Below are 14,318 nucleotides of genomic sequence, written 5' to 3'. Positions count from 1 at the left end.
AATTAGGAAAAACGATAAAATGAAAGAAAGTGCGGTTAAAAATTCTTTTATTTTAACCGCACTTTTTTGTGTAAAAATTATTTTCTAGAGAGAGGTGGAACAAAGGTTAAACCTAAATCCCAAGGTTGCTCAATCCAAGTATTTTGTGGAATATCAATCACGTAATCATCTACTAATTCCGCACCTGCAGGTTTTGCAAATACAGTGACAAATTTTGCATTTGGGTACATTTGACGAATTGCACGCGCTGTATTACCCGTATCAACTAAATCATCTACTACGATAAACCCTTCGCCGCCATTTGGCACTTGGGCTGCATGCAGAACTTGTAGTTCTCCCTGATTGTTATGATCGTGATAGCTTGCGATACAAACGGTTTCAATATGGCGAAGACCTAATTCTCTAGCCAACACAGCCGCTGGAAACAAACCACCGCGACTTACCGCAATAATACCTTTCCATTGGGAAGCTGGAAGTAAACGTTCTGATAATTTGCGGGCATGCATTTGAAACATATCCCAGGTCACCACATATTTTTCGCTCATAATTGCACCTTAGTTTAAATTTATCGAGAAATAAAAAATTGCGTAAGGATAACCCGAAATGGCGTTTTATGCTATTATTTCGTAAATATTTTCAGTAAAAGGAGCAATTATGTCTGAAATTACAACACTTCAACCCTCATTGTTATGGAAATGGTTTGATCAAATTTGTGCAATCCCTCATCCTTCTCATTATGAAGATGCGTTAGCTAACTTTATTGTAAATTGGGCGAAAGAAAAGCATTTTTTTGTGGAACGCGATGAAGTAGGCAATGTTCTCATTCGTAAACCCGCGACGAAAGGAATGGAAAATCACACACCTGTTGTTCTACAAGCGCACTTAGATATGGTGCCACAGGCTAATGAAGGTAACCCGCATGATTTTACCAAAGATCCTATTCAACCTTATATTGATGGAGAATGGGTAAAAGCGCGAGGTACAACATTAGGATCTGACAATGGTATCGGTTTAGCCTCTACTCTAGCTGTGTTAGAAAGCAATGATTTAGCGCATCCACCTCTTGAAGTGCTTTTAACAATGACAGAAGAAACGGGGATGGATGGTGCGAAAGACCTGCGTCATAACTGGTTACAATCTGAAATTTTAATCAATACAGATACCGAAGAAATTGGCGAAATTTACATTGGTTGTGCGGGCGGCATTAACGCAAACTTTGAAATTCCAGTTCAATATGAAACCAATACGTTTGAGCATAGTGTACAAATCACCCTTAAAGGTTTACGTGGCGGCCATTCTGGTGTTGATATTCATACAGGACGTGCAAATGCAATTAAAGTGTTAGCGCGAGTATTAGCAAAACTCTCTCAAAATGAACCGCACTTTACTCTCTCTGAAATTCGTGGTGGCTCAATTCGTAATGCAATTCCTCGAGAAGCTGTGGCTGTATTAGCCTTTAATGGCGATGTAAAAGCCATAGAAAGTGCGGTAGAAAATCTCGCAGTTGTGCTTAAAGAAGAATTAGCCATTGCCGAACCTAATCTCACACTTTTTGTAGAATTTGTAGAAAAATCTGCAACAGTATTCACAGCACAAAGTACTCAAACGGTAATTAATGCACTCAACGTATTGCCAAACGGCGTAATCCGCAATAGTGATGTAGTTAAAAATGTTGTAGAAAGCTCATTAAGCGTTGGCGTATTGAAAACAGAAGGTAACGCGGTAAAAAGCACCATTTTAATTCGTTCATTAATTGAAAGCGGTAAATATTACGTAACTGAAATGCTTAGCTCACTTGCAATCTTAGCAAATGCAAAAGTTGAGTTTTCTGCGCCTTACCCAGGCTGGCAACCAGTAAATGACTCAACTATCTTAGACGTTACTCGCAAACATTATGCTGAAGTGCTAGGCGAGCAACCTGTAGTGAAAGTCATTCACGCAGGATTAGAATGTGGTCTTTTAAAAGAACATTATCCACACATTGAAATGATTTCTGTTGGGCCAACAATCCGAAATGCTCACTCGCCAGATGAAAAAGTGGAAATCGCAACAGTACAAACCTATTGGGATTTATTGACAAGAGTACTTGCCGATATTCCTGCGAAGTAATCTAATATTAATTAAAAGTGCGGTTAAAATTTCTGGTGATTATGTAGTAGCTGCATAAAAGATCGAAATTTAGCTAGTGTTGCATAAGATACCCTTATTTTTATAAGGGTATCATTTTGTATATAGTTGTTTTTATGACTATTACAGATATCTTCTAAGCCTAAAATTAGTATCCCTTATTTTAGTAGATTTGAGCCCTAAGTCATATAGAGCTCAAATTTTCTGTTGGGATAGATTTTTTACTCGTATAAGCGAATTACATCATTCCGCCCATTCCACCCATACCGCCCATTCCAGCAGCACCTAAATCGGCTTTATCATCTTTTGGCAGATCAGTTACCATACATTCAGTGGTAATCATTAAGCCTGCTACGGATGCCGCGAATTGTAATGCAGAACGAGTTACTTTAGTTGGATCTAAGATACCCATTTCGATCATATCGCCGTATTGTTCTGTACCTGCGTTATAACCAAAGTTTCCTTCGCCATTTTTAACCGCACTTGCCACAACAGATGCTTCTTCGCCTGAGTTAGTGACGATTTGACGTAAAGGTGCTTCCATCGCACGTAATGCAAGTTTGATACCCACATTTTGTTCTTCGTTGTCACCTTTTAGGCTTGCTGCAACTTTCGCTGCTGCGCGAACTAATGCAACGCCACCACCGGCAACGATACCTTCTTCAACCGCAGCTCGAGTTGCATGTAATGCGTCATCTACACGGTCTTTTTTCTCTTTCATTTCAACTTCAGTTGCTGCGCCTACTTTGATTACTGCCACGCCGCCAGCTAATTTAGCAACGCGCTCTTGAAGTTTTTCTTTATCGTAGTCAGAAGTTGATTCTTCAATTTGTTGGCGAATTTGAGCCACACGACCTTTGATTTGAGATTCATCTCCGATACCATCAATAATGGTTGTGTTATCTTTATTGATAACAACACGTTTTGCTTGACCAAGATCTTCAAGTGTCGCTTTTTCAAGCTCCATACCGATTTCTTCAGAAATTACTGTACCCGCTGTTAAAATTGCAATATCTTGTAACATCGCTTTACGACGATCTCCAAAGCCTGGTGCTTTCACGGCTGCAACTTTTACGATACCGCGCATCGTGTTCACTACTAAGGTTGCAAGTGCTTCGCCTTCCACATCTTCAGCGATGATTAATAATGGTTTACCTGCTTTTGCAACACCTTCTAACACTGGAAGTAATTCACGAATGTTAGAGATTTTTTTATCTACAAGAAGAAGATATGGATTATCTAATTCAACCGTTGCAGTTTCTGGTTTGTTGATGAAATATGGAGAAAGGTAGCCACGATCGAATTGCATCCCTTCAACCACATCTAATTCATCTTCAAGACCCGTACCATCTTCAACAGTAATCACGCCTTCTTTGCCCACTTTTTCCATAGCTTGAGCAATTAATTGACCCACAATGCTGTCAGAGTTTGCAGAAATAGTCCCTACTTGTTCAATTTCTTTTGCTGTTTCACAAGGTTTAGATAAATTTTTAAGCTCAGAAACAACCGCACTTACTGCTTTATCAATACCACGTTTTAAATCCATTGGGTTCATGCCTGCCGCTACTGCTTTCAATCCCTCATTTACGATAGCTTGAGCAAGCACAGTTGCAGTAGTTGTACCATCGCCTGCTGCATCATTTGCTTTAGATGCTACTTCTTTTACCATTTGTGCGCCCATATTTTCGAATTTATCTTCTAATTCGATTTCACGAGCAACAGATACACCGTCTTTAGTGATAGTTGGTGCGCCAAATGATTTATCTAAAATTACATTACGACCTTTAGGGCCAAGGGTTACTTTTACTGCATCTGCTAATACATTCACGCCTTTAAGCATTTTTACGCGTGCGTCATTACCAAATTTTACGTCTTTTGCTGCCATTTTCTTTTTCCTTATCTAATTATTCTACAATTGCTAAGATGTCGTTTTCAGAAATAATTAATACTTCTTCGCCATCGATTTTTTCGCTTTTCACGCCGTAACCGTCGTTGAAAATTACGGTATCGCCAACTTTAACATCTAAAGGTTGAACCGTGCCATTTTCTAAAATACGACCTTTACCCACAGCTAATACTTTCGCACGGGTTGATTTGGTCGCCGCTGAACCTGTTAATACGATACCGCCAGCTGAACGGGTTTCGACTTCTTCACGTTTAATAATTACACGATCGTGTAAAGGACGAATATTCATAATTAATTTCCTTCTTAAGAGTTTGTAAGTGCGGTCTTTATATAAGGAAGATTTTTTTTCTTTCAAGGGGAGTTACAAAAAATTCTGACAAAATATTTTTCCTATTTTAGATTTTTTACGTAAAATTCGCTGACTTTCGTATAATAAATAAATTAAGGAATGAAAATATGCATTTAACTTCCAGAGAACAAGAAAAACTGATGCTTTTCCTCGCAGGAGAATTGGCGGCAAAACGCAAAGCACGTGGCGTTAAATTAAATTATCCAGAAACTGTTGCCTATATTGCGAGTCATTTACAAGAGGCGGCAAGAGATGGAATGAGTGTGGCTGAAGTCATGCAGTATGGTTCAACACTTTTAACCGTTGATGATGTGATGGAAGGCGTCGCTGAGATGGTACACGAAGTACAAATTGAAGCAACTTTCCCAGATGGCACAAAACTTGTTACCGTGCATAATCCGATTAGATAACCGTAGGGTGGGCTTTAGCCCACCAAAATAAAAATATTAATGGTGGGCTAAAGCCCACCCTACAAGGAACAAAGATATGATCCCAGGCGAATACCAATTAGCCGAAGGCGATATTCTCGCTAATGTCGGCAGAAAAACAGTGACAATTGAAGTAACCAACTCGGGTGATAGACCCATTCAGGTGGGTTCTCACTACCATTTTTTTGAAACCAATAATGCCCTTAAATTTGACCGCACTTTGGCGCGCGGTATGCGTTTGAATGTGCCTTCAGGCAATGCGGTACGGTTCGAACCAGGCGAAGTCAAAACCGTTGAGTTAGTGGCTTTTGGTGGTAACCAAATTATTTACGGTTTCCATAATCAAATTGATGGCAAATTATAAAGTAGGGCAAGATGACATTAACAATTTCAAGAGCACAATATGTAGCAACTTATGGCCCAACCGTTGGCGATAAAGTCCGTTTAGGCGATACCAATTTATGGGCAACTATTGAACAAGATTTATTGACCAAAGGCGATGAGTGTAAATTTGGTGGCGGTAAAAGTGTGCGTGATGGCATGGCTCAAAGTGGTACGGCAACTCGTGACAATCCAAATGTATTGGATTTTGTGATTACCAACGTGATGATTATTGATGCCAAATTAGGCATTATCAAAGCGGATATTGGTATTCGTGATGGTCGCATTGTGGGCATCGGTCAAGCTGGTAACCCTGACACCATGGATAATGTCACGCCAAATATGATTATCGGTGCAAGCACGGAAGTGCATAACGGTGCTCATTTAATTGCGACCGCTGGCGGTATTGATACGCATATTCACTTTATTTGCCCTCAACAAGCACAGCATGCGATTGAAAGTGGGGTTACCACGCTAATTGGTGGCGGAACAGGCCCTGCTGATGGTACACACGCGACTACTTGTACACCGGGTGCGTGGTATATGGAGCGTATGTTCCAAGCAGCAGAAGCATTGCCTGTAAACGTAGGCTTTTTTGGTAAAGGAAACTGCTCAACTTTAGATCCGCTACGCGAACAAATTGAAGCAGGTGCATTAGGTTTAAAAATCCACGAAGACTGGGGCGCAACACCTGCAGTAATTGATTCAGCATTAAAAGTGGCTGATGAAATGGATATTCAAGTGGCAATCCACACCGATACGCTGAACGAAAGTGGCTTTTTAGAAGATACGATGAAAGCAATTGATGGACGTGTAATTCATACCTTCCATACAGAAGGTGCGGGTGGCGGACACGCTCCTGATATTATTAAAGCAGCGATGTATCCAAACGTATTGCCTGCTTCAACCAACCCGACTCGTCCATTTACGAAAAACACCATTGATGAACATTTAGATATGTTGATGGTTTGCCATCACTTAGATAAACGCGTGCCAGAAGATGTGGCATTTGCCGATAGCCGTATTCGTCCTGAAACTATTGCAGCGGAGGATATTTTGCACGATATGGGCGTTTTCTCCATTATGAGTTCTGACTCTCAAGCAATGGGACGTATTGGCGAAGTCGTTATTCGTACTTGGCAAACCGCTGATAAAATGAAAATGCAACGTGGTGAGCTAGGTAATGAAGGAAACGATAACTTCCGCATTAAACGCTACATTGCGAAATACACTATCAACCCAGCAATTGCACACGGTATTGAAGATCATATTGGTTCGTTAGAAGTGGGCAAAATTGCAGATATTGTGTTATGGAAACCGATGTTCTTTGGGGTAAAACCAGAAGTAGTAATTAAAAAAGGCTTTATTAGCTATGCGAAAATGGGCGACCCAAATGCCTCAATTCCAACACCGCAACCTGTATTCTACCGTCCAATGTATGGCGCACAAGGCTTAGCGACAGCACAAACCGCGGTATTCTTTGTTTCACAAGCCGCTGAAAAAGCAGATATTCGTGCGAAATTCGGTTTACACAAAGAAACCATTGCTGTGAAAGGCTGCCGCAGTGTGGGTAAAAAAGATCTCGTTCACAACAATGCAACACCAAATATTACTGTTGATGCTGAACGTTATGAAGTTCGAGTGGACGGAGAGTTAATTACCTGTGAACCCGTGGATACCGTGCCGTTAGGACAACGATATTTTATGTTCTAAGCTGAAAAGTGCGGTCAAATTTTAAGGAGAATTTATAATGAAACTTTGGTACTCCACTACCAGCCCGTATGTACGTAAAGTGCTGGTAACGTTGAAATATCAACAACTCTTAGACAAAACAGAACTGATTAAAATTGGTTCATCATTTGATGCAAGCTCTCCGCATAATCAGGCAAATCCACTAGGTCGAGTGCCAGCGTTAGAACGTAATTGTGGTAATTGGCTTTATGGCAGTTTGCTCATTTGCGAATATCTTGATCAAAAAGGCAAGGTAGAGCCTAAACTCATTCCAGAGAGTGGCAAGCCACGTTGGGCAACGTTAGCGTTGCATAATTTAGCTGATGGCATTATGGAAAACACCGTGCCAATGATGGCGGAAAAAATGCTTCGCCCTGAAAGTGAATGGTGGACAGCTCGCCATCAACAACTAACCGAACGTAATCGTCAAAGTTTTGTAAGACTTGAGCAAGATTTAAAACCGTTTGGCACTGAATTAAACATTGGTACGCTAACGACAGTCGCAGTCATTGATTGGTTCTTATTCAGAGCTGAGAAAATTGGATTAGATCTTGCAAAAGAATTTCCAAATTTAACCGCTTGGGCGGCAGAGATGAATGAAAAATATGAGGTTTTGTTTAGCACAAAACCACAGGCATAAGACGAAATATGAAAATCCTCAACCCCATTTTGCCCATTATGGATACCATTTTGGGCGACTTAACTAGCCTTCAGGCTGAAGGCAAAATTACTAATCAGACTATTGAACGCGTGGCATTGCAGTGGTATGAAAGCGAACGGAATATTTTGCGTAAAACCACAAATACTGGGCGTGAAGTCGCTTTTCGCCTACTCAAAGAAGGGCAACGTTTAAAACACGATGATGTGGTGTTTATCAGCGATGAATTAGTGATTGCGATTGAAATTTTGCCAAGCGAAGTAATTGTACTGTCTCCGAAAACCTTGCCTGAAATGGCACGGGCGTGCTATGAAATTGGCAATAAACATTCGCCGCTGTTTTTAGATGGCGATGAAGTGACATTACCTTACGATAAGCCAATGTTTGAGTGGTTACAAGCGGCGGGATTTGAACCGAAAAAAGCAGAACGCCGTTTAAGCCAAGCGTTGAGAGCTAACTCTGTACAAGGGCACGGGCATTCACATAGTCATTCGCACGATCATCACGGTTATCATCATCACGGAGACGGCAATTGGCATCAACATTAAACCGGTCTTTAACGGATTTAGGTGCGTTGCTGCACTTGGTCGATCCCACCTTGCCGATTGGTGGATTTAATCACTCCAACGGCTTGGAAACCTTTGTGCAGCAAGGCGTTGTTTCCACTAAAGCAAGCCTCGAAGAGTATGTGCAAACCCAGCTTTTACAAAACTGGATTTACAACGACGGGGCATATCTTTCCCTTGCATTCGATGCAATGAATGAGGGTAATTTTGACCGCTTGTGCGAACTGGATTGGCAACTTTCCGCCACCAAAGTGGCACGTGAAAGCCGAGAAGGGAGTTTCAAACTCGGCGTACGATTGCTGAAAATTTTTATTCGCTATGAAACACATACGCTGCTTACGACTTACCAACAAGCGATTGTCGAAAAACGAGTACAGGGCTATTTTCCGATAGTATTTGCAATGGTTGCTCAAACAATGGGTTTAAGCAAAACCGACACACTCTATGCGTTCTACTACAACGCAGCAGTCGGTGCAATCACTAACGGTGTGAAGCTTATTCCCCTCAGCCAAATGGATGGGCAAGATATTCTGTTTTATTTGCGAGGCTCACTCGTGCAAGCGGTGGAATTAAGCCTTGAACCCGACGAAGAATGGCTTGGTGCGGCAACGCTGGCGAATGATATTCGGGCTATGCAACACGAAGTGCTTTATACCAGATTATATATGTCATAATCTGTGATTGCTGTGTTTTTATTTTTCAGGGGTAGGGTGGGCGTAAGCCCACGTGTTTATTTAACAATGAAAAGTGCGGTTGATTTTGACCACATTTTTTCCCTTTTTTCTAAAGAGCGTTTTAGAAGGAAAATAAAAACTCAGAGCTAAATGCGTGGGCTTATGTCCACCTTACCGCTTGTAGTAAATAATCACAGTTGCTAGGTTAATTAAAGGAAAGAAAAATGCGTAACTACATTAAAATCGGCGTGGCTGGCCCTGTTGGCGCGGGTAAAACGGCGTTAATTGAAAAACTCACTCGAGAAATCGCGTCAAAATATAGTGTGGCAGTCATTACTAACGATATTTACACTCAAGAAGATGCGGAATTTTTAACGAAAAACAGCTTACTTCCGCCTGAGCGAATTATGGGTGTGGAAACGGGCGGTTGTCCGCATACGGCGATCCGTGAAGATGCGTCAATGAACTTGGAGGCGGTAGATGAAATGGTGGCACGTTTCCCTGATGTGGAAATTGTATTTATTGAATCGGGCGGCGATAACCTCTCGGCGACTTTTAGCCCAGATTTGGCAGACGTGACGATTTTCGTGATCGACGTGGCACAAGGCGAAAAAATCCCTCGTAAAGGTGGCCCGGGTATCACTCGTTCAGATTTGTTAGTCATTAATAAAACAGATCTTGCTCCGTTTGTGGGGGCAGATTTAAGCGTGATGGAACGCGATGCCCGCCGTATGCGTAACGGTCAGCCGTTTATTTTCACCAACCTGATGAAAAAAGAAAATCTAGATGGAGTGATTGGTTGGATTGAAAAATATGCGTTGTTGAAGAATGTGGAAGAACCCGCATCTTTAGTTCGTTAATCGTAGGGGCAAATTACATTTGCCCAATTATTGGTGAAATATCGGGGCTAATATAATAATTAGCCTCTACAAAATCTATGAACAGCAAATTATCCCTTTCCACCAAACTTTCCTCCAACGGTAAAACCCAGCTTGCCGAATACTTTGCGATGCCACCGTTTAAATTGATAACGTTGCCAAGTTACGATGATGCGTGGGCGAATGGCTTGAATGCGATGCAGATGTCTTCCTCCCCTGGGGTGCTAGCGGGCGATGTGTTAGAGATTGACATTTCGTTGGCAAAATTGACCGCACTTTCGCTCAATACGCAGGCATTTACTCGGGTGCTGGCGATGAATGAGGGCGACAGTGCAGAGCAAATTACTCGTATTGCCCTTGCCGAAAACAGCCGTTTATTCTATTTGCCGCATCCACTGGTGTTGCATAAAGATTCCGTTTTTAAGCAGCAAACCCAGATTGAAATGGACGAACAAAGCGAGCTGATTTACGGTGAAATCGTGGCGATTGGTCGGGTGTTGAATGACGAACGTTTTGCTTTCCGTCAGTTTTCTTCCCATTTGAAGATTTATGCTTTGCAAAATGATGGTAAAAAACGACCGCTTGTCAGTGATTGTATTCAATGGCTGCCGTCTAAAATGAACCTTACCGCTTTGAGCCAGATGGAAAATTATTCCCATCAAGGTTCGCTAATTTATTTGCATTTAGGGAAAAGTTCACTTGAAATTAAGCAACAAGTGCAAGCCTTACAACAGCAGTTTATGGAAGAACAAGGTTTGTTGATAGGCATATCACAACTCAATGAATATGGCTTAATGGTGCGGATACTCGGGTGTCGTGCAGAGCAAATTCAGAATTTGTTTGAGAAAATTGGTAAGCTCTTGAAATCTACATAAGATTAATGGATATCTTATTTTTCCCTAAAAAAACTAATCCGAAAAATGAAAATATGTCTTGAGAGCATTTTTTGAAAATGTGATCTTCATCAAGTTTTTTCTTCTTGAAATTTCTATAATGACGATAAATTAACTAACCCAAAAAGGTAATTAAAATGACTCAATTTAGAAAAGAAGTAGATTTACTCGGCGAACGTGATGTGCCAGCAGAAGCATATTGGGGAATTCATACATTAAGAGCGGTAGAAAATTTCAATATTTCTAACGTAACCATTTCGGACGTGCCTGAGTTTGTACGTGGTATGGTAATGGTAAAAAAAGCAACGGCTTTAGCCAATGGCGAATTAGGTGCAATTCCAAGTGATATTGCAAAAGCGATTGTAGCAGCTTGTGATGAAATCCTTACCACTGGAAAATGCTTAGATCAATTCCCATCAGATGTATATCAAGGTGGTGCAGGTACGTCTGTCAATATGAATACTAATGAAGTGGTTGCTAATCTTGCCCTTGAAAAAATTGGTCATAAGAAAGGCGAATATAACGTGATTAATCCGATGGATCACGTTAATGCAAGTCAATCAACCAATGATGCGTATCCTACAGGTTTTCGTATTGCGGTATACAATAGCATCTTAAAATTGATCGATAAAATTCAATATTTACAAGATGGTTTTGACAATAAAGCAAAAGAATTTGCGAATATCTTAAAAATGGGGCGTACTCAATTGCAAGATGCGGTGCCAATGACGGTTGGTCAAGAATTCAAAGCGTTTGCTGTATTACTTGAAGAAGAAGTGCGTAACTTAAAACGTACTGCAGGTTTATTACTTGAAGTAAACCTTGGTGCGACTGCTATTGGTACTGGTTTAAATACGCCTCAAGGCTATACGGAATTAGTTGTAAAACATCTTGCTGAAGTAACAGGCTTGCCTTGCGTGCCTGCAGAAAATTTAATTGAAGCAACATCTGACTGTGGCGCTTATGTCATGGTTCACGGTGCATTAAAACGTACTGCAGTGAAACTTTCTAAAGTATGTAATGACTTACGTTTACTTTCTTCTGGTCCACGTGCTGGTATTAAAGAAATTAACTTACCTGAATTACAAGCTGGCTCTTCTATTATGCCAGCAAAAGTAAACCCAGTTGTTCCAGAAGTAGTAAATCAAGTATGCTTTAAAGTAATTGGTAACGATACAACGGTGACCTTCGCATCTGAAGCAGGTCAATTACAATTAAACGTAATGGAACCAGTGATTGGTCAAGCAATGTTCGAATCTATCGACATCTTAACCAATGCTTGTGTGAACTTACGCGATAAATGCGTGGATGGCATCACTGTAAACAAAGAAATTTGTGAAAACTATGTGTTTAACTCAATCGGTATCGTGACTTACTTAAATCCATTTATCGGTCACCACAACGGCGACTTAGTGGGTAAAATCTGTGCTCAAACAGGCAAAGGCGTACGTGAAGTTGTGTTAGAAAAAGGTTTATTAACAGAAGAACAATTAGATGACATTCTTTCTGTAGAAAACTTAATGAACCCAACTTACAAAGCGAAGTTAAATAAATAATTTAAGTAAAAATATCAAAAAAATTTACCGCACTTTAATCTGTGCCTTAAAGCTGAATAAATAAACCAGCTAATTCGGGCGCAGATTTTTTATGGTTAAAATGTTTTAAGTAAAACATAAAAGGACTAAATTCTGCGGATTATAGAACTTAGTCCTTAAATAAATGTATCTGATTTTTAAGTTTAGATTGATGTTTCTTTTTTATGTTTCTCTCTATTCATCTAAAAAACTTCTCAGTGTTTCAGAACGGCTAGGATGACGTAATTTACGTAATGCTTTTGCTTCAATTTGACGAATGCGTTCGCGTGTTACATCGAATTGTTTACCCACTTCTTCAAGCGTATGGTCGGTATTCATATCGATACCAAAACGCATACGTAATACTTTTGCTTCACGTGGTGTCAGACCTTCAAGCACCTCGTGAGTTGCAACTTTTAAACTTTGTGCTGTGGCAGAATCAAGAGGAAGTTCTAAGGTTGAATCTTCAATAAAATCCCCTAAATGCGAATCATCGTCATCGCCAATAGGTGTTTCCATCGAAATTGGCTCTTTTGCAATTTTCAGTACTTTACGGATTTTATCTTCTGGCATTCCCATACGTTCTGCCAATTCTTCTGGTGTTGCTTCACGTCCCATTTCTTGTAATAACTGGCGAGAAATACGATTAAGTTTATTGATCGTTTCAATCATATGCACAGGAATACGGATTGTACGCGCTTGATCCGCAATAGAGCGAGTGATTGCTTGACGAATCCACCAAGTTGCATAGGTAGAGAATTTGTAACCACGTCGATATTCAAATTTATCTACCGCTTTCATTAAACCGATATTCCCTTCTTGAATTAAATCTAAGAATTGTAAACCTCGATTTGTGTATTTTTTCGCGATAGAAATTACTAAACGTAAGTTAGCTTCAACCATTTCTTTTTTAGCTCGGCGTGCTTTTTGTTCGCCTCGTGCGACTGCATCGCAAATGTTACGCATTTGCGTAATGGTAAGTTTAGTATTTTCTTCTGTTATCGCTAGATTGTTTAAGGCTTCATAAATACGATCTTCATATTTAATTAAACGTTTAGCCCAAGGTTTGCTAGATTTTAATGCTTTTGTTACCCATTCTCTGTTACTGCCATTAGTAGTAATAATTTTTTCAAAATCATCCTTTGGCATTCCTGCTATATCCACTAATATTTTTTGTAGCTGACGTTCTTCATAACGTACACGTTTCATCATTTCTTTCATTGATAGAACGAGTAAATCAAATTGTTTTGGCACTAAACGGAATTGTTTAAAAATTTCGCCAAGTAGTGCAATTTGATCTTGAGCGCGTTTTCCAGAGCGACCGTGTTTTTCAATAACAGCAAGGGTTTTAGAGTGCTGTTCTCTTAATTGCTGAAATTTTTCGCGAGCAACTTCAGGATCAATACTGTTATCAGAGTCGCTTGAATCTGATGTGGATTCTGATTCATTGTCTTCCACATCTGCATTACTCGATCCTTCTTCTTCATCATCTTCATCTTCATCTTCATCTTCATCAGAAAAGTCTTCATCAAGTCCGTTGTGTTCTTCTATTTCGGCATTTGGATCAACAAAACCTGTAATTAAATCGGTCAAACGGAAATTACCTTTTTCTACATCATCATAGTTTTTTAGTAATCCATTTAATGCTTCAGGATAGGCTGCGATAGAGGTTTGAACTTCATCAATCCCTTCTTCAATACGTTTTGCAATGCTGATTTCATCTTCACGAGTAAGAAGATCAACTGTTCCCATTTCACGCATATACATACGGACAGGATCCGTTGTTCGACCGATTTCAGATTCTACATTAGAAAGAATTTGAGTTGCTTCTTCCACTGCATCTTCATCAGGGATGGTATCACTCAACATCATATCATCGCTTTCTGGTGCTTCATCTAACACAGGGATGCCTGCATCATTTTGCAACGTTTGTAGCAACTTGTCGTAATATTCAGGATCAATAGCATCTTCGGGCAATAAGTCATTGATTTCAGCAAAAGTTAAATACCCTTGTGTACGACCTAGCTCCATCAATTGCTCAATTTGTTCTGAATATTGTTCAGCCGTAGATTGTTGATTTTTTTCCATTTTTATACTCGTTTTGCTTGATGTGATTGAGAAGATAAGATTTTTTATGAACCTGAGATTCTACC

The 14,318-nt window shown here is 40.1% G+C and carries 14 protein-coding genes; 10 read left to right on the top strand and 4 right to left on the bottom strand.

The features are described from left to right. Positions 1-77: 77 nt before the first annotated feature. Positions 78-545 carry a xanthine phosphoribosyltransferase gene (gpt, locus tag ACPT8O_RS01555; protein ID WP_005632242.1) on the bottom strand — a complete coding sequence of 156 codons (468 nt, stop codon included), beginning with the start codon at positions 543-545 and terminating at the stop codon, positions 78-80. A gap of 109 nt (positions 546-654) precedes the next feature. Here gpt and ACPT8O_RS01550 point away from each other — a divergent pair, with 109 nt between their 5' ends. Next, positions 655-2,109 (top strand): aminoacyl-histidine dipeptidase, encoded by a 1,455-nt coding sequence (locus ACPT8O_RS01550; RefSeq protein ID WP_021034588.1) that lies wholly within the window; start codon positions 655-657, stop codon positions 2,107-2,109. 256 nt (positions 2,110-2,365) lie between these two features. Here ACPT8O_RS01550 and groL read toward each other — a convergent pair whose 3' ends face one another. Together groL and ACPT8O_RS01540 are read right to left on the bottom strand one after the other, a co-directional pair. Then, positions 2,366-4,012 (bottom strand): chaperonin GroEL, encoded by a 1,647-nt coding sequence (gene groL, locus ACPT8O_RS01545; RefSeq protein WP_021034589.1) that lies wholly within the window; start codon positions 4,010-4,012, stop codon positions 2,366-2,368. 19 nt (positions 4,013-4,031) lie between these two features. Continuing rightward, the gene (locus ACPT8O_RS01540; RefSeq protein WP_005629492.1) at positions 4,032-4,322 is read right to left on the bottom strand and encodes a co-chaperone GroES; all 291 of its coding nucleotides are present in this window, start codon (positions 4,320-4,322) and stop codon (positions 4,032-4,034) included. A gap of 167 nt (positions 4,323-4,489) precedes the next feature. Here ACPT8O_RS01540 and ureA point away from each other — a divergent pair, with 167 nt between their 5' ends. The 9 genes from ureA (at position 4,490) to aspA (ending at position 12,147) form a co-directional block, all read left to right on the top strand. Beyond that, entirely contained in the window at positions 4,490-4,792 is a 303-nt protein-coding gene (gene ureA, locus ACPT8O_RS01535) for an urease subunit gamma (protein ID WP_021034590.1), read from the top strand. Positions 4,793-4,868: 76 nt separating this feature from the next. Further along, positions 4,869-5,174 carry an urease subunit beta gene (gene ureB, locus ACPT8O_RS01530; RefSeq protein ID WP_021034591.1) on the top strand — a complete coding sequence of 102 codons (306 nt, stop codon included), beginning with the start codon at positions 4,869-4,871 and terminating at the stop codon, positions 5,172-5,174. 11 nt (positions 5,175-5,185) lie between these two features. Continuing rightward, positions 5,186-6,904, top strand: coding sequence for an urease subunit alpha (ureC, locus tag ACPT8O_RS01525; RefSeq protein WP_021034592.1), 1,719 nt, complete (start codon positions 5,186-5,188; stop codon positions 6,902-6,904). Between the two features lie 37 nt (positions 6,905-6,941). Then, entirely contained in the window at positions 6,942-7,562 is a 621-nt protein-coding gene (locus tag ACPT8O_RS01520; protein ID WP_021034593.1) for a glutathione S-transferase, read from the top strand. 8 nt (positions 7,563-7,570) lie between these two features. After that, positions 7,571-8,128, top strand: coding sequence for an urease accessory protein UreE (gene ureE, locus ACPT8O_RS01515; RefSeq protein WP_054249333.1), 558 nt, complete (start codon positions 7,571-7,573; stop codon positions 8,126-8,128). Next, positions 8,113-8,820, top strand: coding sequence for an urease accessory protein UreF (locus ACPT8O_RS01510; RefSeq protein ID WP_041175262.1), 708 nt, complete (start codon positions 8,113-8,115; stop codon positions 8,818-8,820). Before ureE ends, ACPT8O_RS01510 begins: the two co-directional genes overlap by 16 nt. Positions 8,821-9,044: 224 nt before the next feature. Continuing rightward, complete coding sequence (ureG, locus tag ACPT8O_RS01505; protein WP_005664465.1) at positions 9,045-9,680, top strand: urease accessory protein UreG; 636 nt, start codon at positions 9,045-9,047, stop codon at positions 9,678-9,680. Positions 9,681-9,757: 77 nt separating this feature from the next. After that, positions 9,758-10,573 (top strand): urease accessory protein UreD, encoded by an 816-nt coding sequence (locus ACPT8O_RS01500; RefSeq protein ID WP_021034597.1) that lies wholly within the window; start codon positions 9,758-9,760, stop codon positions 10,571-10,573. Between the two features lie 155 nt (positions 10,574-10,728). Next, positions 10,729-12,147: an aspartate ammonia-lyase gene (gene aspA, locus ACPT8O_RS01495; protein WP_005692068.1), complete on the top strand. Its 1,419-nt coding sequence runs from the start codon at positions 10,729-10,731 to the stop codon at positions 12,145-12,147. A gap of 213 nt (positions 12,148-12,360) precedes the next feature. On the opposite strand, the gene rpoD is transcribed toward aspA, so the two are convergent. Beyond that, on the bottom strand, positions 12,361-14,253 hold the full coding sequence (gene rpoD / locus ACPT8O_RS01490) for an RNA polymerase sigma factor RpoD (RefSeq protein ID WP_021034598.1): 1,893 nt from the start codon (positions 14,251-14,253) through the stop codon (positions 12,361-12,363). Between the last annotated feature and the right edge of the window lie 65 nt (positions 14,254-14,318).

The sequence above is a fragment of the Haemophilus sp. HN_Hi08 genome (assembly GCF_049824455.1).
In the GTDB taxonomy this organism is placed as follows: Bacteria; Pseudomonadota; Gammaproteobacteria; order Enterobacterales; family Pasteurellaceae; genus Haemophilus; species Haemophilus influenzae_D.
Note: the sequence above shows the minus strand (reverse complement) of the source record. Positions and strands in the feature narration are given on the sequence as shown.

Excerpts from the sequence above, each read along its gene's own strand:
- gpt (WP_005632242.1), bottom strand. The coding sequence starts at position 545 with ATGAGCGAAAAATATGTGGTGACCTGGGATATGTTTCAAATGCATGCC.
- ACPT8O_RS01550 (WP_021034588.1), top strand. The coding sequence starts at position 655 with ATGTCTGAAATTACAACACTTCAACCCTCATTGTTATGGAAATGGTTT.
- groL (WP_021034589.1), bottom strand. The coding sequence starts at position 4,012 with ATGGCAGCAAAAGACGTAAAATTTGGTAATGACGCACGCGTAAAAATG.
- ACPT8O_RS01540 (WP_005629492.1), bottom strand. The coding sequence starts at position 4,322 with ATGAATATTCGTCCTTTACACGATCGTGTAATTATTAAACGTGAAGAA.
- ureA (WP_021034590.1), top strand. The coding sequence starts at position 4,490 with ATGCATTTAACTTCCAGAGAACAAGAAAAACTGATGCTTTTCCTCGCA.
- ureB (WP_021034591.1), top strand. The coding sequence starts at position 4,869 with ATGATCCCAGGCGAATACCAATTAGCCGAAGGCGATATTCTCGCTAAT.
- ureC (WP_021034592.1), top strand. The coding sequence starts at position 5,186 with ATGACATTAACAATTTCAAGAGCACAATATGTAGCAACTTATGGCCCA.
- ACPT8O_RS01520 (WP_021034593.1), top strand. The coding sequence starts at position 6,942 with ATGAAACTTTGGTACTCCACTACCAGCCCGTATGTACGTAAAGTGCTG.
- ureE (WP_054249333.1), top strand. The coding sequence starts at position 7,571 with ATGAAAATCCTCAACCCCATTTTGCCCATTATGGATACCATTTTGGGC.
- ureG (WP_005664465.1), top strand. The coding sequence starts at position 9,045 with ATGCGTAACTACATTAAAATCGGCGTGGCTGGCCCTGTTGGCGCGGGT.
- ACPT8O_RS01500 (WP_021034597.1), top strand. The coding sequence starts at position 9,758 with ATGAACAGCAAATTATCCCTTTCCACCAAACTTTCCTCCAACGGTAAA.
- aspA (WP_005692068.1), top strand. The coding sequence starts at position 10,729 with ATGACTCAATTTAGAAAAGAAGTAGATTTACTCGGCGAACGTGATGTG.
- rpoD (WP_021034598.1), bottom strand. The coding sequence starts at position 14,253 with ATGGAAAAAAATCAACAATCTACGGCTGAACAATATTCAGAACAAATT.